General features: G+C 42.2%; 14 protein-coding genes and 1 other annotated feature. All 14 genes read right to left on the reverse strand.

Translation table 11 applies throughout. The features are described 5' to 3' along the window. Window positions 1–125: 125 nt before the first annotated feature. Complete coding sequence (gene yihA, locus LG336_RS21165) at window positions 126–713, reverse strand: ribosome biogenesis GTP-binding protein YihA/YsxC (RefSeq protein ID WP_404329450.1); 588 nt, start codon at window positions 711–713, stop codon at window positions 126–128. Beyond that, window positions 713–3,031, reverse strand: coding sequence for an endopeptidase La (gene lon / locus LG336_RS21170; protein ID WP_404329451.1), 2,319 nt, complete (start codon window positions 3,029–3,031; stop codon window positions 713–715). Before lon ends, yihA begins: the two co-directional genes overlap by 1 nt. Before the next feature lie 478 nt (window positions 3,032–3,509). Beyond that, window positions 3,510–5,222: an ATP-dependent protease LonB gene (gene lonB / locus LG336_RS21175; protein ID WP_404329452.1), complete on the reverse strand. Its 1,713-nt coding sequence runs from the start codon at window positions 5,220–5,222 to the stop codon at window positions 3,510–3,512. A 173-nt stretch (window positions 5,223–5,395) separates the two neighbouring features. Next, window positions 5,396–6,658 carry an ATP-dependent protease ATP-binding subunit ClpX gene (gene clpX / locus LG336_RS21180; protein WP_404329453.1) on the reverse strand — a complete coding sequence of 421 codons (1,263 nt, stop codon included), beginning with the start codon at window positions 6,656–6,658 and terminating at the stop codon, window positions 5,396–5,398. A 363-nt stretch (window positions 6,659–7,021) separates the two neighbouring features. Continuing rightward, window positions 7,022–8,311, reverse strand: coding sequence for a trigger factor (gene tig, locus LG336_RS21185; protein WP_404329454.1), 1,290 nt, complete (start codon window positions 8,309–8,311; stop codon window positions 7,022–7,024). A 156-nt stretch (window positions 8,312–8,467) separates the two neighbouring features. After that, on the reverse strand, window positions 8,468–9,490 hold the full coding sequence (locus LG336_RS21190) for a tetratricopeptide repeat protein (protein WP_404329455.1): 1,023 nt from the start codon (window positions 9,488–9,490) through the stop codon (window positions 8,468–8,470). Between the two features lie 193 nt (window positions 9,491–9,683). Next, on the reverse strand, window positions 9,684–10,268 hold the full coding sequence (gene leuD / locus LG336_RS21195) for a 3-isopropylmalate dehydratase small subunit (RefSeq protein ID WP_404329456.1): 585 nt from the start codon (window positions 10,266–10,268) through the stop codon (window positions 9,684–9,686). 33 nt (window positions 10,269–10,301) lie between these two features. After that, complete coding sequence (gene leuC, locus LG336_RS21200) at window positions 10,302–11,717, reverse strand: 3-isopropylmalate dehydratase large subunit (RefSeq protein WP_404329457.1); 1,416 nt, start codon at window positions 11,715–11,717, stop codon at window positions 10,302–10,304. Between the two features lie 141 nt (window positions 11,718–11,858). Then, window positions 11,859–12,971: a 3-isopropylmalate dehydrogenase gene (gene leuB / locus LG336_RS21205; protein ID WP_404329458.1), complete on the reverse strand. Its 1,113-nt coding sequence runs from the start codon at window positions 12,969–12,971 to the stop codon at window positions 11,859–11,861. Window positions 12,972–13,001: 30 nt separating this feature from the next. Then, entirely contained in the window at window positions 13,002–14,540 is a 1,539-nt protein-coding gene (locus LG336_RS21210) for a 2-isopropylmalate synthase (RefSeq protein WP_404329459.1), read from the reverse strand. Next, complete coding sequence (gene ilvC / locus LG336_RS21215; RefSeq protein ID WP_404329460.1) at window positions 14,527–15,546, reverse strand: ketol-acid reductoisomerase; 1,020 nt, start codon at window positions 15,544–15,546, stop codon at window positions 14,527–14,529. The genes LG336_RS21210 and ilvC overlap by 14 nt, the downstream gene beginning before the upstream one ends. Before the next feature lie 59 nt (window positions 15,547–15,605). Beyond that, the gene (gene ilvN / locus LG336_RS21220) at window positions 15,606–16,121 is read right to left on the reverse strand and encodes an acetolactate synthase small subunit (protein WP_404329461.1); all 516 of its coding nucleotides are present in this window, start codon (window positions 16,119–16,121) and stop codon (window positions 15,606–15,608) included. Continuing rightward, a complete protein-coding gene (ilvB, locus tag LG336_RS21225; protein WP_404333248.1) occupies window positions 16,118–17,836 on the reverse strand; it encodes an acetolactate synthase large subunit in 1,719 nt (572 codons plus the stop codon). The genes ilvN and ilvB overlap by 4 nt, the downstream gene beginning before the upstream one ends. A gap of 135 nt (window positions 17,837–17,971) precedes the next feature. Next, window positions 17,972–18,231, reverse strand: a binding site (T-box leader). A gap of 7 nt (window positions 18,232–18,238) precedes the next feature. Further along, window positions 18,239–19,168 (reverse strand): branched-chain-amino-acid transaminase, encoded by a 930-nt coding sequence (gene ilvE / locus LG336_RS21230; RefSeq protein ID WP_404333249.1) that lies wholly within the window; start codon window positions 19,166–19,168, stop codon window positions 18,239–18,241. Window positions 19,169–19,603 lie beyond the last annotated feature (435 nt).

The following is a 19,603-nucleotide window of genomic DNA, read 5'->3' on the forward strand; positions in this document are numbered from 1 at the left end:
AACTGGCTTTTGTCTTTGAGGAATTCTCTAGGGTCTAACTAAGTATCGCTTGCCAATACACTAGCTTTACTGTCGCCTTATTTTAAAAATAGGCAATAAAAAAAACGCTCATGTGAGCGTTTTTTTTACTTTTTCATATAAGCTTGGAGAACGCTCCATGCTTGATCTTTTCCTTCCCCTGTTTCGGAAGAGAAAAGAATCATCGTATCCTGTGGATCAAACTCTAGTGTCTCTTTGGCAATTTTGATATGCTTTTGCCATTTTGACTTCGGGATTTTATCGGCCTTCGTTGCCACAACAATTACAGGGATCTCATAATATTTTAGAAAATCATACATCGTTCGATCATCCACTGATGGTGGGTGACGAAGATCAACAAGGAGAATGACGGCTTTTAGCTGCTCTCTTGAGGTGATGTAGGTTTCAATCATTTTGCCCCATGCTTCACGTTCTTTTTTAGACACTTTAGCGTATCCATAGCCTGGAACGTCAACAAAATACAAAATTTCATTAATTAGGAAAAAGTTTAACGTTTGTGTTTTCCCCGGCTTTGAAGACGTTCTTGCCAACGCTTTCCGATTCAACATTTTGTTGATGAATGATGACTTGCCGACATTTGATCGGCCGGCAAGCGCAAACTCGGGTAAGTCCCCTTCAGGATACTGGGCGGGTCTTACCGCACTGATGACGATTTCTGCGGAATTTACTTTCATTAGCGATTTTCCTCTGCAAGGGCATGGTTTAAAACTTCATCTACATGAGAGACAAGCACAAACTCTAGCTGCTCGCGTACACTTTCTGGGATATCATCTATATCCTTCTCATTGTCTTTCGGACAAATAATCTTCGTTAATCCTGCACGGTGAGCACTTAACGTTTTCTCTTTTAATCCACCAATTGGTAGAACTCGACCACGCAGCGTGATTTCACCGGTCATCCCCACTTCACGGCGAATTGGTCTTCCTGAGAGAGCTGACACAAGCGCTGTAGCAATTGTAATCCCTGCTGACGGACCGTCCTTCGGTGTTGCTCCTTCCGGAACGTGGATGTGAATATCCAGTTTTTCATGGAAGTCTTCATCGATTCCAAGTTCCTTCGTTTTCGAGCGAACATAGCTGAACGCCGCCTGAGCGGATTCCTTCATCACATCGCCTAATTTCCCTGTTAAAACAAGCTTGCCTTTACCCGGAGATAGCGAGACTTCAATTTGTAAAGTATCTCCACCTACCGTTGTATAAGCAAGTCCAGTGGCTACTCCGACTTGATCCTCTAGTTCAGCTTCTCCATACCGGAATTTCGGCTTTCCTAAGAAATCGACGACATTCTTGTCATCGATGACAACTTGTTTTTCAGAATCAGTCACAATAATTCTTGCGGTTTTCCGGCAAATGGTTGCGAGTTGGCGTTCAAGCGAGCGCACTCCCGCCTCACGTGTATAATGGCGGATAATCTCCAAGAGTCCTTCATCGCTTATTTGAAGCTGTGTCTCGGATAAGCCATGGTCCTTAATTTGCCTACGAAGCAAATGGTCTTTGGCAATATGAACTTTTTCAAGCTCTGTATAACCAGCAATCGTAATGATTTCCATCCGGTCTAGCAATGGACCTGGTACAGTTCCGAGGTTGTTTGCTGTCGCAACAAACATGACCTTCGATAAATCATAAGTTTCTTCTATATAATGATCACTGAAGCTATGATTTTGTTCTGGGTCTAAGACTTCCAGCATCGCAGAAGATGGGTCTCCACGGAAGTCACTCGACATTTTATCGATCTCATCTAGTAAAAAGACCGGGTTGATCGTGCCAGCTTTTTTCATACCTTGAATGACACGACCAGGCATGGCCCCTACATAGGTGCGGCGATGTCCACGAATTTCGGACTCATCACGAACCCCACCTAAGGATACCCTGACAAAGTTACGATTTAATGATTTGGCAATGGAACGAGCAAGACTTGTTTTCCCCACTCCTGGAGGACCAGCAAGACAGAGAATCGGTCCTTTTAAGCTGTTTGTTAACTTTTGGACGGCAAGGTATTCAAGAACACGCTCTTTAACCTTTTCAAGTCCATAATGATCCTCGTTTAAAACCGTTTCCGCTTTTTTAATATCGAGGTCATCCTCTGTTGCCTTTGTCCATGGTAAAGCCACAAGCCAATCGATGTAATTGCGAATGACTGCACTTTCAGCAGAAGTAGACGGAACCTTTTCATAACGATCCAATTCCTTCAGTGCGGTTGCCTTCACATGTTCAGGCATTCCTGCTTTCTCGATTTTATCTGTCAGCTCCGAAACTTCCCCGGTTTTGCCTTCTTTATCGCCGAGTTCCTTCTGGATTGCCTTCATTTGCTCACGAAGATAATATTCCTTCTGCGTTCTCTCCATCGAGCGTTTGACGCGTTGGCCAATTTTTTTCTCGAGATTCAGCACTTCTTTTTCATTATGAATGATTTCAATTACACGGTTCATCCGCTCTTTTTCATCAAGTGTTTCTAAGATTTCCTGCTTCTCTTTCAGCTTTAAAGGCAAATGTGAGGAGATGATATCAGCCATGCGGCCAGGCTCCTCAATATCGGTTACCGATGTGTGAGTTTCAGCTGAAATTTTCTTTGAAAGCTTTATGTACTGTTCAAAATACTCGAGCATCGTTCTCATTAATGCTTCGTCTTCTACATCCTTTGTATCCCGATCCTCGTATGTTTTTAGGCTGGCAGAAAAATGGCTTTCGTCATCATAAAACTCAACGATTTCCGCTCGCTTTAGCCCTTCTACTAGCACTCGGATTGTTCCGTTTGGAAGTTTAAGCATTTGCTTTACCTTAGTGAGTGTCCCCATTCGGTAAAGTTCATCTTCTGTTGGCTCGTCTATTGAGACGTCTTTTTGTGTTGTGAGAAAGATCAAATGATCCTCCACCATCGCCTTTTCGAGCGCCTGCACGGATTTTTCTCGACCTACGTCAAGATGTAGCACCATTGTTGGATATACCAACAGGCCCCGAAGCGGTAATAATGGGACGGTTAACTGTTCCCCCATGTTATGCACCTCCACATGTATCTAAGTAGTACATGGATTCTTTGTTCAATTTTATCTTATTTGCCTTCGAGTGTCTAATAACACGAGTCTTAAGGACTATTAGATAAAAGTATTCACCTCTTATTAGTATCCTAAATGGGAAGGAAAATATGTTAGCAATTCGGGTTTTAGCGTAGAAAAAATGGGTTGGGTGGTGTTGTTCGATATGCTTTTTGTGCACGTTTAGGCTTCCACCAGTCTAGAAAGAGCCTAAAGGTAGAAATGAAGCGCGCCTATTTGACCGAACTGCTCCGGAAAAGGGAAGTTCGGGGAATTAGAAGCACTCTATTTAACCGTACTACTCCGGAAAAGGGCTGTTCGGGGAATTAGAAGCGCTAACTGCCCGAGCGGACCCAAGAAATAGTTAATTGTTACCTTTTCCTAATCCACTAAACAAAACAAAAAGCCCCAACCGAGGTCGGAACTTTTCTCTCTGTTGTTAGATGCTTTCTTTCTTATCCATCTCAATCTCTGAAGCTGCTGATAGCATTCTGTTTCTGTGCTCGAGCTCTGCAGCGGCAATGATTTCTTCTTTATTGGAGGGCTCTCTGACAAGCGCATGGTCAAATACTTCTGTTAAATGGCTGACAGGGATGATTTCAATGCCTTTAATCTCTTGGAGGATCGACTGGAGATTGTCCTTCGGAATGATGACGCGCTCTGCCCCTGCTTTTTTCGCAGCTTCTACCTTGGCATAAACGCCGCCAATCGGCTTCACGTTTCCGTGGATGCTAATTTCACCAGTCATTGCAACGGTATGATCTGTAGGAATTTTATAGATAGCAGAATAAATTCCCGTTGCCATTGCGATGCCGGCTGATGGCCCATCAATCGGAACACCACCAGGAAAATTCACGTGAATATCGTATTCGTCTGCGGGCACGCCCATTGAACGCAATACAGTAATAACGTTTTCAATCGAACCTCTTGCCATACTCTTTCTGCGAATCGATTTCCCTTGGCCGCCAATGCTTTCTTCCTCAACAATTCCAGTAATATTAATACTACCTTTTTCTTTCGCCTTGATGACGGTAACCTCAATTTCAAGAAGCGACCCTGTATTTGGACCGTAAACCGCTAATCCATTAACAAGGCCTACAGCTGCTTTTTCATTGATTTTGCGTTCCATTCTTGGCGAAAGCTGACTAGAGTGGACCACCCATTCAATTTCTTCTTCTTTAATGTGGTCCCGACCTTCGGTAATCGCCAAACCTGCAGCAATTTGTACCATATTGACTGCTTCACGGCCATTGCGACAGTATGAGGCTAACACACGGATGGCTTCTTCACTCATATTGAGATTCACTTTATCAGCAGCGTTTCTCGCTACTTCCGATATCTCTTCCTGTGTAAGTTCTCTAAAGAACACTTCCATACATCTCGAGCGGATGGCTGGAGGAATTTCACTTGGGGTACGTGTTGTTGCACCGACTAGGCGGAAATCGGCAGGTAAACCATTTTTAAAAATATCATGGATATGCGTGGGGATTTGAGTGTTTTCCTCATTGTAATAGGCACTTTCGAGAAACACTTTACGATCCTCAAGCACTTTTAAAAGTTTATTCATTTGAATATGATGGAGCTCTCCGATTTCATCGATAAACAGAACCCCACCGTGTGCGTTGGTAACAGCACCTTGCTTTGGCTGAGGAATCCCAGCTTGTCCCATTGCCCCTGCACCTTGATAAATCGGATCATGAACGGAGCCTATCAAGGGGTCGGCAATTCCTCGTTCATCAAATCTAGCTGTTGTGGCATCCAACTCAACAAAAACAGAAGACTGTTTAAATGGGGATTTTTCATTTTTCTTTGATTCCTCTAATACAAGTCTCGCTGCGGCTGTTTTACCGACCCCAGGGGGTCCATAGATAATGACATGCTGAGGGTTCGGGCCACATAATGCTGCCTTAAGAGCCTTTATACCATCTTCTTGCCCAACAATATCTTTAAAACTTGCAGGTCTCACTTTTTCAGAAAGTGGTTCACTGAGAGAGATTGATCGCATTTTTCTCAACTGTTCCATTTCTTTTTTAGACTCACGGTCTATTGACACTTTTTGTGTACGCTGACTTTTTAATAAGTTCCAGAAGTACAGCCCGATGATTATCCCAAAGAAAAGCTGTACGAATATCGCGATCCCCGTCCAACTCAAAGCAGATTCCCTCCTGACTTAATGCTTATGCTCCTCTTAGTATCTCCTGCAAAGAGTTGGAATAAACAAGAATTCAAGTCAAAAATAACTTTAATAATCGTGGAGTAGCTTCAAATGACGCAAAAAAACCTAACAGCAAAAGCTGCTAGGTTTTTTAGTCAGTCGTTAAATAATCATGCAGAGTTTCGTTCACCTTTGTCAATGGACCCATCTTCAAGCAAAAGCTGTGGTGGGCTTGATTGGAGAACAGTTTCCTTCGTGATGATACATTTTACGATATCTTCTCTTGAAGGAAGGTCGAACATGACATCAAGCATGATTCCCTCAATAATCGAGCGGAGACCACGTGCGCCTGTTTTACGTTCAATGGCTTTATTAGCAATTTCGCGTAAAGCATCTTCTTCAAATTCAAGTTCAACATTGTCGAGCTCAAGCATTTTTTGATATTGCTTCACCAAGGCATTCTTCGGCTTTGTTAAAATTTCCACTAGAGCCTCTTCATCTAATTGAGTTAGGCTCGCAGTGACTGGTAGACGTCCGATAAACTCAGGAATCAAACCAAATCTCAACAAATCTTCAGGAAGAACTTTTTGTAGCAATTGCTTTGAATCGATGTCGTCTTTCTTAGTATCAGAACCAAAGCCAATCACTTTCTGGCCTAGGCGGCGTTTGATAATAGATTCAATACCATCAAAGGCTCCACCACAAATGAACAAGATATTTCCTGTATCAATTTGGATGAATTCTTGATGTGGATGTTTTCTGCCACCTTGTGGCGGCACGCTTGCCACCGTACCCTCAAGGATTTTCAGTAGTGCTTGCTGTACGCCTTCACCTGAAACATCTCTTGTAATTGACGGGTTTTCTGATTTTCTGGCAATTTTATCAATCTCATCGATGTAGATAATGCCCTTTTCGGCTTTTTCTACATCATAATCTGCTGCTTGGATAAGCTTTAGAAGGATGTTTTCAACATCTTCCCCTACATAACCAGCTTCTGTTAACGAGGTTGCATCTGCAATCGCAAATGGTACGTTTAGAATACGAGCTAGTGTTTGCGCAAGAAGGGTTTTCCCGCTACCAGTTGGTCCAATCATTACAATATTACTTTTCGCTAGCTCAACATCGTCGATTTTGCTATTGGAGTTGATACGCTTGTAGTGATTGTAAACGGCTACAGAAAGATTTTTCTTTGCCTGTTCTTGACCAATAACATACTCGCCAAGGATTTCGCGAATTTCACGTGGCTTAGGTACGTCTTTGAATTCAACTTCTTCTTCAGTGCCTAGTTCTTCTTCAACAATTTCAGTACAAAGCTCGATACACTCATCACATATATAAACTCCTGGTCCTGCAACGAGTTTACGGACTTGATCCTGGGTCTTGCCGCAGAAAGAACATTTGAGTTGCCCTTTTTCATCATTAAATTTGAACACTTTTTTCACCCCTTGGAAAACTTCTAACATACAAAGTGGCGGATCATATGCGAACATTCATTTTGGTTAATTTGTAAACGGATTAAAACGGGTATGTACTGCATTGTATCACATTTTTCCAGTTAGCAGGAAATGATAACACTCAGCAAGATAAGATGGTAAAACTGATCCGCAAAAGAATATGTACTCAACTAAGCTTAACCAAAATGCCGATAATTCAATCGGTTGTTCACGAATTACCAATGAATTTCAAGACCTGACCTCCGCTAGTCATGTCTTTCATTATATGTAAAAAAATGCCCTAAGATGGTAGAAAACAAGGCACGAATGATTCGCGCCTTGTTTCTTATCTTGTTACTTCTATTATGCAACAGTTTTACTGTTTTCCACAAGGAATTCGACTGCTTTTTTTATTTGAAGATCAGCTTTAACAGTTTCAAGGTTTCCACCAAGTGCTGCTTTGATTTGATCAACAGTCATGTTGTATTGAGTAGACATTGTTTCAAGCTCTTTATTCACATCTTCTTCTGTTACTTCGATGTTTTCAGCTTTAGCAATTGCCTCAAGAGTAAGGTTCACACGAACACGCTTAGCAGCATCTTCTTTCATTTGGCCACGTAGGGCAGCTTCATCTTGACCAGAGAACTGGAAGTAAAGCTCAAGGTTCATTCCTTGCATTTGAAGGCGTTGTTCGAATTCTTGTAGCATACGGTCTACTTCGTTTTCAACCATGATTTCAGGAACATCGATTTCAGCATTTTCTGCTGCTTTTTCCACGATTGTATCTTGGATATGATGTTCTTTCTGATGCTCTTTATCATGCTTCAAACGGTTCTTTGTTTTTTCACGAAGAGCTTCAATTGTTTCAGCTTCTTCGTCAACATCCTTCGCGAATTCATCATCTAACTCAGGAAGTTCTTTACCTTTGATTTCGTGTACTTTTACTTTGAATACTGCAGGCTTTCCAGCAAGCTCAGCTGCATGGTATTCTTCAGGGAAAGTGACTTCAACGTCTTTTTCTTCTCCTGCTTTTACACCAACAAGCTGCTCTTCAAAGCCAGGGATGAAGCTTCCAGAACCAAGTTCAAGTGAATGGTTGTCAGCTTGTCCACCTTCGAATGCTACTCCATCAACGAAGCCTTCAAAGTCAAGTACAACTGTGTCGCCGTTTTCTGCTGGAGCATCTTCTTTCACAACAAGCTCAGCATGACGCTCTTGTAAAGTTTTTAATTCTGCTTCAACTTCTTCGTCAGTTACTTCTGTATCAAAGGCTTCAACTTCAAGACCTTTGTAGTCGCCAAGCTTTACTTCAGGCTTTACTGTTACAGTAGCCTTGAAAACTAAGCTTTGACCTTTCTCAACTTGTTCCACATCAATTTCAGGACGATCTACTGGCTCAATTCCAGCTTCATCGATTGCATTTGAATATGCTTCTGGAAGAAGAATATCAATTGCATCCTGATATAATGATTCTACACCAAAACGCTTTTCAAACATTTGGCGAGGCATTTTTCCTTTACGGAATCCAGGAACGTTAATTGTTTTCACAACTTTTTTGAATGCAGCGTCTAAACCTTCGTTAAACTTCTCTGCATCCACTTCAAATGTAAGAACCCCTTGGTTCCCTTCTTGTTTTTCCCATTTTGCAGACATACATTTCCCTCCAACAAATCTATTATCATGACCTTTCGGCGATGAATATCTCTTGAACATGCAAGCAAATATTCCAGTTTAAATGTAAAATAGATTAATTTTTACATAATACAACCACTACATTATAACACAGGATTCTTTCGTTTCAACAGCCTGCTAGATGATAGGGTAAGAAATTTCTTCTATCCTCTTGATGAATTCCATTGCATCTGCTGTTTCTTCCTCGGTTGCACCGTATCGAACAGCATAATCTTCTATCGTTCCATCAAGGCCAAAATACCCATTTGCTAGGTAATGATAGGCCGCAGCCCATGCTTCAACACTATTTGGCTGAGGTTCAAAAGGATAGAGTAAAAAGAAGTTTCGTTCCACTAGGCTTTTAATATTTTCAAACAATACTGGATCTTCGCTTTCAAGGCTCGACTCCAGAAGTTTCGACACCTCAAGCAACTTTTGGACTTCTTGAAGCTCAGGGAGTTCAGCAGGAATAAAGACTTCCTTCATCCCAAGCTTCTCGACTTCCACTTCCTTGTCGTATTCCTGTTCCCTTAAAATATTCAGCAACATTGATTTCTGAAACGGGTGACCTTCCGTTGATTCTAGGTATAGGTTAATTTCATGTATGTATGGTCGAACATTTTCCTTGGCGAGCCTTGCGGCAATTTGCATTTGGTCCTTAGGGTCCTGATAGGAAAACAAACTTAGTCGTTCATTTCCTCGGTCTTGGACAGGTGGTTCCACGTCTTGCAGGTCTTGCTGCCCTTCTGCCATCTTTCGGCTAAAATGAAGCATCTTAGAGAAGTGTTCAAACTTTTCCTTTGGTACTTCCTTATCTTCAAGCAAAGCCTCAATCGTGGTAATGATTTCTTCATATTGATTCAACTGGACCATAATCATGATGTATAGGTCCATTACTTGAATATAGTTTCCAATGCCCTCCTTGAGCATTTCCGCTGCAATGACCTTTGCTTCTTGAGGGTGGCCTGACTCGAAATGTGCAAGAACTAAGCCGGTATACACCTCACTATTATGTGCATCAAGCGTACGAGCCTGTTCCAAATATTCGATAGCCTGTCGATACTTTTTTGCGTGGAGATATTCCACCCCTTTTTCTAACAGACGCCGCTCTAGGCCCGGAAACAAAACAATATTATCTTTTTCCGAATTCTGTTTCTTCATGCCTTACCGCCTCTTTTTATTCATCAACTACTAGCACCTACGCAACCTGAGTATCTTTTCGAAAACTCGCTCTAACATCACGTTAAACCTTGTCTAGCCGTGCCTTTAAGTGCTCCGTCTTTGATTATAATCGTTAGTTTAGCACGGATTGTTCCAAAAACAAAAAGATTCACAGCCGTGGCCGTGAATCTTTTTAAATGAGTGACTCTTCATAAGCTAGGATTCGGTCTTCTAATTGTAGAGTCAGTTCGATTTCGTCCCAGCCATTTATCAGCATTGTTTGCCAGTAAGTTGAAATTGGAAACTCTGCCTGAAAACCTTCAGAGTCCTTCACCGTCTTGTCTTCCAATGAAACAGTCAGCTCGTATTTTTCATCCTTGGCCTTTTCAAGTAAATAGCGTACTTCCTCATCCTTCAAAACAACCGGAAGCATTCCATTCTTCAAGCAGTTCTGGTGAAAAATATCGGCGAACGATGGAGCGATAACAATTTTAATACCATAATCGAGCAAGGCCCACGGTGCATGCTCCCTTGAAGATCCGCAACCGAAATTTTCATTTGCTACAAGAATTTCCGCTCCGTTATTTTCCGGACGATTCAATTCAAATTCAGGATTCGCTGTACCATCTGCTTGAAAACGCCAATCGTAAAAGAGGTATTGTCCAAAACCTGTTTTTTCTGTTCGTTTCAAAAACTGCTTTGGAATAATTTGATCGGTATCAACATTCACTCGATCCATTCCAGCTACTTTGCCACGAAATGTCTTTAGCCCTGCCATCTCACCTTCTCCTTTCCATTTCCTGCTTGCTATTTAATGAACGGCTTCAGCACTCTCCATTGTTCTTACATCAACGAAACAGCCATGAACAGCTGCTGCTGCCGCCATTGCTGGGCTGACAAGATGAGTTCGTGCTCCCGCGCCCTGACGTCCTTCAAAGTTACGATTTGAAGTTGATGCACAATGCTCTCCAGCAGGAACAATATCAGCATTCATACTGAGGCACATGCTACAACCAGATTCACGCCATTCAAAGCCTGCATTAAGGAAAATTTTATCAAGACCTTCTGCCTCAGCTAAGATTTTCACATTTTGAGATCCAGGTACAACGATTGCCTCAACGTCAGGATGAACTTTTCTCCCTTTTGCTACTTCTGCAGCCAAGCGTAAATCCTCTAGACGCGAGTTTGTACAGGATCCAATAAATACTTTTTGTATTTTAATATCGCCTATTTTTTGACCTTCTGTAAAGTTCATATACTTAAGCGCACTTGCTACAGAACGCTTTTCATTTTCTGTGTCACACTCATCTAAGAAAGGAACTCTTCCTGTAACAGGAGCTGTCTGGGATGGATTGGTTCCCCAGCTAACCATTGGCGCAATTTCACTTGCCTCAATGTAGATTTCCTTATCGTAAGTAGCGCCTTCATCAGAAGCAAGGGCCTTCCACTGTTCCGCTAACTTTTCAAACTCTTGACCTACTGGAACATATTTACGGCCGCGCAAGTATTCAATCGTTGTGTCATCCGGGGCGACGAGACCGGCACGAGCTCCACCTTCGATTGACATATTGCAGACGGTCATCCGCTCTTCCATCGTCATATTTTCAATCACATCACCACAATACTCGATGATATGACCTGTTCCAAAATTCACTCCATATTTGGATAACACATATAAAATGACATCTTTGGCTAGCACGCCTTTTCCAAGCTTCCCATCAATTTGGACTTTAAGCGATTTAGGCTTAGACTGCCACAAGGTTTGCGTTGCCAGCGTATGTTCAACCTCACTGGTGCCAATTCCAAATGCTAAGGAACCAAATGCACCATGTGTAGAGGTATGGCTGTCACCACAGACAATCGTCATTCCTGGTTGAGTTAACCCTAGTTCAGGACCAATTACATGGACGATACCTTGCTCTGGACTATTGATGTCTGCTAAAGAAATCCCAAATTCTTTACAGTTGTTTCGCAATGTTTCCATCTGGTTTTTCGCAACAGGGTCGGTAATGTTAAACCGATTTACCGTTGGCACATTATGGTCGACGGTTGCAAAGGTGCGGTCCGGGCGTCTAACTTTGCGGTTTTTCAATTTTAACCCTGAAAATGCTTGGGGTGAGGTTACTTCATGGACGAGATGAAGATCAATATAGAGAAGGTCTGGTTTCCCCTCTTCCCGATGGACAATATGTTTATCCCAAAGTTTATCGATAATTGTTTTTGCCATTTTTCACCCTCCTTTTTTAATAATAGCGTGGTACGAGTTGATTTCCGCTCCAGGCACTTCGCTTTCCGCGGGCAGTCCGGGAGTCTTCGTGCCTTCCGCTCCAATCAACTTGTTCCATCGTCAATAAGCTTTTAATAAAAATTAAGAATAGCAGTTCATAATATTTAAGATTGCTTGGTTGTCGAGGATGGTTGCTTTGATTTCTTCAATCATTTCAGCTGTCCCGACGGTTGGTTGGCCCTTCTTAGCGATATCACTAGTTTTTGAGCCGGATTCTAGTACTTGCTCGACTGCTTTTTCTACTGCAGCTGCCTCTTCTTCAAGGCCGAATGAGGTACGAAGCATCATGGCTGCTGATAAAATCATCGCTACTGGGTTGGCAATGTTTTTACCTTCGATATCTGGTGCAGATCCATGGATTGGTTCATAAAGGTGTGCACCATCTGATGAAATACTAGCAGACGGGAGCATTCCTAATGAACCTGTTAAGACGGATGCTTCATCACTTAAAATATCGCCAAACATGTTCTCGGTAACTAGAACATCAAATTGCTTTGGATTTTTAATCAACTGCATCGCCGCATTGTCGACAAGCATATGCTCTAACTTTACTTCAGGGAAATCCTTTGCGACTTCCTCTGCTGTTTCGCGCCATACGCGGCTTGATTCGAGAACATTTGCTTTATCTACCGATGTCACTTTCTTGCTACGATTTTCTGCTAGTTCGAAAGCTAGACGAATGATACGCTCAATCTCTGATTTTTTATAAAAAAGTGTATCGACAACAGAATCTTCGCCGTCTGTTTTCGTTCTTTCACTTGGCTTTCCAAAGTAAAGACCGCCTGTCAACTCTCTTACTACTAACATATCTGCCCCTTCAATGACTTCTGGGCGAAGTGGTGAGTTTTCAGCTGTTGCAGCATAATAGCTGACCGGTCTTAAGTTAGCATAGAGGTTCAACTCTTTTCTAATGCGAAGTAGACCTTTCTCTGGACGAAGATGTCCAGGAAGGGTTTCCCATTTCGGACCGCCTACTGCTCCGAGAAGGACGGCATCGCTTTTCTTGCAGAGTTCAATGGTCTCTTCAGGAAGCGGAGTACCGAGCGCATCGATCGCTCCTCCGCCAATACTTCCATAAGTGAAAGTAAATTGATGCCCAAAGCGCTCCCCAATTGCTTGAAGGACGCTCACTGCACCACCTGCTACCTCCTTGCCAATACCGTCTCCAGGCAGGACTGCGATCGTCTTTTTCATGAGTTTCCCCTCCATTTTTTTATAAAAATATTAACTGTTAACCACTGGCTCTGCAGTTTCTCTCATATATAAAACGCGGTTTACTGCGTTTAGGTATGCTTTTGCGGATGCTTCGAGAACGTCTTGTGCAAGCCCTCTGCCGCTTGTTTCTTTTCCTGCATATTTCATTTTTACGTATACCTGGGCAAGGGCATCTCTCCCTGCACCCACGGATTGAATTCGATAATCTAATAGATTAATAGTTTCATTCATGCATTTTTCTAACGTATTATAAAGAGCTTCGATACTACCTGCTCCGGTAGCTGCTTCTTGAATTTCTTCATTATTAGCACCCGACAAACTTACCGTTGCAGTTGGTACCTGATTGGTTCCATATTGAACTTGAATCGATTTTAAGTGATAGAAGCTTTCATCTTTTGAAAGTCTTTCTTCAAGAACAATTGCGACTAAGTCTTCGTCGGTCATCTCTTTTTTACGATCAGCCATTTCTTTGAAGACACCGAACAAGCGCTTAATATCTTCTTCTGGTACCGCTAGGCCCAATTCCTGCAGGCGATTGCGGAATGCGTGTCTGCCGGAATGCTTTCCAAGTACCAAGGAATTATTTTGAACACCTACTAATTCAGGAGAAATGATTTCGTAGGTCGTCTTCTCCTTCAATACTCCATCCTGATGAATGCCTGATTCATGTGCGAAAGCATTACGTCCAACGACTGCTTTGTTCGGTGGAACTTGAATCCCCGTTAATTTCGATATTAGACTAGATGAACGGCTAATTTCTTGTAAGTTCATCCCAGTTCCTACATTATAGAAATCTTTACGGATATGAAGTGCAACCGCTAGTTCCTCAAGCGAAGTATTACCGGCGCGCTCGCCAATCCCGTTGATGGTCCCTTCGACTTGTCTTGCGCCATGCTGGACAGCTGCAAGAGAATTCGCCACCGCAAGCCCTAAATCATCATGACAGTGCGTCGATAATTCAACTTTTCCAATAGAAGGAACATGGTTGAACAAGTAATCGAATAGTGCACCGTACTCTTCAGGAGACGTATATCCGACTGTATCTGGAATGTTGATGACACGCGCTCCTGCTTGAATCACTTTTTCAATGATTTCTGCTAAAAATGGGAGCTCGGTACGAGTTGCATCTTCAGCAGACCATTGAACCACAGAAAACTTTGAAGCAGCATATTTCACCGTTTGTACGGCTGTTTCAACCACTTGTTCTTTTGTTTGCTTTAATTTATATTGGCGGTGAATCGGTGAAGTTGCGATAAAAGTGTGCAATCTTGGTTCTGCCCCATCCTTAAGAGCTTCCCAAGCAGCGTCGATATCAGAAATGACTGCACGTGCAAGCCCTGTAACTGAAGCACCTTTAATCGTTCTGGCAATCTCTTTAACCGATGCTAGATCTCCAGGAGAAGCAGCTGGAAAGCCTGCTTCAATAATGTCAACATTTAATCTTTCCAGCTGTCGAGCAATTTCTAGCTTCTCGGACTTATTAAGATTAACCCCGGCCGACTGTTCCCCGTCTCTTAGCGTCGTGTCAAAAATTTTAACCTTTTGCAACTGCTGCCACCTTCTTTTTATCTTTATTTACAAACGGCATCATCGCTCTTAACTCTCTACCAACTACTTCAATTGGATGCTGTTTTTCATTTTCATTGATTGCAGTGAATTCTGGACGGTTTGCTTGGTTTTCTAGGATCCAACCTTTTGCAAAACGACCTTCTTGGATATCTTTTAATACTTCTTTCATTTCTGCTTTCACAGCTGGAGTAACGATGCGTGGTCCGCTAACAAAATCTCCCCATTGAGCTGTGTCGGAGATGGAATAACGCATTCCTTCAAGACCACCTTCGTACATAAGGTCAACGATTAATTTTAATTCGTGTAGACACTCAAAGTATGCAAGTTCTGGCTGGTAACCAGCTTCTGTTAATGTTTCGAAACCAGCTTTTACTAGTGCAGAAACTCCTCCACATAGAACTGCTTGCTCACCGAATAGGTCTGTTTCTGTTTCTTCTTTAAAAGTAGTTTCTAATGCACCCGCACGTAGGGATCCGATTCCGTATGCATAAGAAAGGGCAAGTTCTCTTGCTTCTCCAGTAACATCTTGGTAAACCGCGAATAATGCAGGTACCCCAGCGCCTTCTGTATATACACGACGAACAAGGTGACCAGGACCTTTAGGAGCTACTAATAAAACATCACTTTCTTTCGGTGCTTTGATTTGGTTAAAGTGAACATTGAAACCATGTGCAAACATTAATGCTTGGTTTGTTAGGTTTGGTTCGATTTCATTTTTATAAACAGTTGGTTGCAATTCATCTGGAAGAAGAATCATGACTACATCTGCTTGAGCTGTTGCTTCCCCTACTGTGTAAACTTGGAATCCATCTTCTACCGCTTTATCCCAAGATCCGCCTGGACGAAGACCGATGACAACTTCAACACCGCTGTCACGTAGGTTTTGTGAATGAGCATGACCTTGTGATCCATATCCGATTACGGCTACTTTCTTTCCTTGTAGGTACTGTGGGTTTGCGTCTCCGTTATAATACATTTTTGCCATTTTAAAATCTCTCCCTTTATGGTTATAGTTTTTGTTTTTAATTGTGTTCGTTGCGTGATTTAGACAATCGAATAATTTGTTTTATGAGTTGAACGTTGGCTGCTACGTGGGAAAGCTGTTGTTCCAGTGCGTGCTAACTCTTTGATTCCATAAGGCTTAATCAACTCAATAAAAGCTTCAATCTTCTCTGATTCACCGGTGATTTGGATAATCAAGCTGTCTTTTCCAACATCGATGACCGATGCCCGGAACGGCTCAATCAGCGAATAAATCTCGTTGCGGTTTTGCGGAGTGGACTGCACTTTGATCAGTGCGAGTTCACGGGCCACAACAGCCTGATCACTAATATCCGCTACCTTTAATACATCAATTTGCTTGTTTAGTTGTTTCGTAATTTGCTCAATGATGCGGTCGTTATCGACATTGACTACACAAGTGATTCTTGAAACTCCTTCTTGCTCTGTCTCGCCAACTGAAATACTCTCAATATTGTAATTCCGCTTCGAAAACAAGTTTGTGATTCGATTCAAGACACCTGGTCGGTTTAGGACGGTTAGAGTAATAATTCGTTTCATTTTTTCACCCCTACCATTTCATGAAGCCCTTTTCCTGGAGCAATCATTGGATAAACATTTTCATTTTCAGCTACTCTGAAGTCTAGTAAAACTGGCTCGTTGTCATTCATCACTTCTGCTAGAATCGTTTCTGCTTCACTTTCCGATGTGATTTCATATGCTTTGATTCCATATGCATCAGCTAGTTTCACAAAAGAAGGCTGTGAAGGGATTTTGCTATGAGAGTATCTTTCTTCATAGAAAATTTCCTGCCACTGTCGGACCATTCCAAGCGAACGATTATTGAAGATTGCGATTTTAATAGGTAGATTCATTTCTCTGATAACCGCTAGTTCCTGTGTTGACATTTGGAAGCCGGCATCTCCTAAGATGGCAACTACTGTCGCGGATGGATCCGCAATTTGTGCACCAATCGCAGCGGGAAGTCCAAAGCCCATCGTACCAAGCCCACCAGACGTTACCCAGCGATCTGGATTTTTAAATTGATAATACTGAGCAGCCCACATCTGATGCTGACCAACATCGGTAACGACAATTCCTTCGCCGTTTGTCTTTTCATATAACATCTCTGTGACACGCTGCGGCTTGAGTGGTGAGTCCGAATTCTCATACCAGTATGGGTTTTCTTTCTTCCACTCATTTAATGTCTGAATCCATTCGCTAATTTCCGGTGCCTTGCCATTTTGCTTCACTAACATGCTAAGCGCCACTTTTGCATCGCCAACGACCGGAATCGCAGTTGGAACATTTTTACCAATTTCAGCTGGGTCAATATCGATATGAGCAACTGTTGCTTTTGGAGCAAAATGCTTCAAGTTACCTGTTAAGCGGTCATCAAATCGAGCCCCAATGTTAATGAGTAAATCACATTCGGATAAAGCCATATTAGCTGTGTAACAACCATGCATACCACCAAGACCCATAAACAATGGGTGATTAGCTGGAAAGCCGCCTAATCCAAGGAGTGTGTGGACAATTGGGATATTTTGTTGTTCCGCATACTCGAGCAATAGCTCGGATGCCTTGGAGAAAAGAATTCCAGCTCCTGCAAGAATAACTGGCTTCTTGGCCCCACTTACTGCTTCTGTTAGCTTTCGAATTTGTAAATAGTTTGGTTCGATTGTCGGTTGATAGCCTGGTAAATCGATTTCTGCTTCAGCTGGCCGTTCAACTAAGCCTGCAGCAATATCCTTTGGAAAATCGATTAGAACTGGACCAGGTCGGCCAGTTGTTGCGATATGGAAAGCTTCCTTGATAATTCTCGGAATGTCTTCAATATTGCGAACTTGACAATTATGTTTCGTTATCGGAGTGGTAATTCCTAAAATATCTGCTTCTTGGAAGGCGTCAGTCCCGATGACGCCTGTAGCAACTTGCCCGGTAAAAACAACGAGTGGCAAGGAATCCATCATGGCATCCGCTAAACCTGTGACAATATTTGTTGCCCCTGGGCCTGAGGTCGCAATCACGACACCTGCATTTCCGCTAATCCTTGCATACCCTTCTGCTGCATGAATCCCGCCTTGTTCATGGCGAGGAAGAACATGAAGAATGTCGCAGTCATAGATTTTGTCGTAAATCGGAAGAACTGCTCCTCCTGGGTATCCAAAAATGACTTCTACTTTTTCCTTTTTGAGAGCCTCTATTAAGAGATCCGCGCCAGTTACAGTTTTCTTCTCAGCTTCTACGTTGGTAAAAGCAGTTTCTTGCAGCATCATTCCAGCCTCCTATCAATTGAAAAACTTTAGCCTGCTATTCTTTATTTATTTCCGAAAGCGTTTGGCCCATTTTTTTACAATAAAAAATAGCCCTCCCCATCGCCAAATGCCTGCGCAACAAAAATTGTCAGGCAAAGGGATGAAAAAGGCTATTGTTAACCTGTTCCACGGTACCACCCTCATTCACACAGATTAAAAACCTGCGTGCACTCTAGGACTATGTTCAGTCCGTTTTGATAACGGGTGACTGACACCCGACCGGTTCTACTCGCTATCCTTTCAAACCGGCGCTCCGAGGTGAGTTCATTCTTTGCGCCAACACCGGTTCACAGCACTACCGGCTCTCTGAAGATGGCATGCAAGGAATTACTTGTCCTCGTCCACACTTTCTCTTAATAATTAACTAACATTTGATTCGTTCTTTAAGGAGTACACTTTAACTCCTTCACTTATGACTCTTTTTCTAAATTCTTCTAAAATTTTATTTGTATGAATACCAGGTTTGCCGTCGCCAATCACTCTGCCATCTACTTTCACAACAGCTATGACCTCAGCGGCTGTTCCGGTTAAAAACACTTCATCCGCGGTATACACATCATGTCTTGTAAAAGGTTCTTCTTTCATTACATAGCCTAAATCATTCGCAATATCCATGACGGCATTCCTTGTAATTCCTTCTAGTGCCCCAACATAACCTGGAGGTGTATAGAAGGTACTCCCTTTAACAATAAACACATTATCAGCGGAGCCCTCAGCTACATATCCTTGATCATTCAGCATCAATGCTTCATTGACATTGGCTAACTGAGCTTCCATTCTAACTAATATGTTGTTAAGGTAATTTAATGACTTCACTTTCGGACTTAAGACATCTGGGCGATTTCGCCTTGTTGCGACTGTCACAATTTCAAGTCCTGTTTCATATAGTTCTTTAGGGAAGATTGATAGTGGTTCAACAATGATGACCACATTTGCACCATGGCAGTTTCTTGGATCTAAACCAAGATCTCCAGGTCCCCTTGATACGACTGCCCGAATATAGGCGTTTTCTAGCTGGTTTTTTTCTACTGTTTCAGCAATTAAGTTTGTAAGTTCTTCCTGGCTATGGGGAATTTCTAGCATGATCGACTTTGCTGATCTGTACAAGCGATCCATATGCTCTTCCATTCTGAAAATATTGCCGCCGTATACGCGAATTCCTTCGAATACACCGTCCCCATATAGGAACCCATGGTCATAAACGGAAATTTTTGCATTTTCCTTCGTGACGAATTCACCGTTTAAATAAATCCATTGATCGGGCACCGAAAAACATCTCCTTCTGTTCATTAAACGCGTTAAACAATTAAAATTAAAAGGTACAAAAGATTCTGACAAATAAAATCAACCTTTAATTTCGCTTCCCCGTTTGGTAGATTATCTGACTAACAAAATCATTTAATTGAAGACTATCTTACGCCCTTTCCAAGCCTTCGTCAACGGGTTTTAGTGAAATTTTTGATAATTTTGATTTATCCTATTTTCTGTATCCGCTTCCAATGTTGTTATCTTTGGATTTTTCAGTTAAAAGTTTTTTTTGAAGAGTAGGTTTATTCTATAGATTGGAATTTTAAGGTAGCTACGCTTGAGTTTAGAATACATAACTGTCCGATCCAACTAACAAATTGTGGAGGTGGTTTTGGTTTTGGTGTGGTCAATGTAATTGTTTTTCGAGGTTGGAGTGATAGTTCGTTTTAACAGACAATAGCTCCATTTTTGGACAAT

The organism is Mesobacillus maritimus (genome assembly GCF_044803185.1).
Classification (GTDB): domain Bacteria; phylum Bacillota; class Bacilli; order Bacillales; family Cytobacillaceae; genus Mesobacillus_B; species Mesobacillus_B maritimus_B.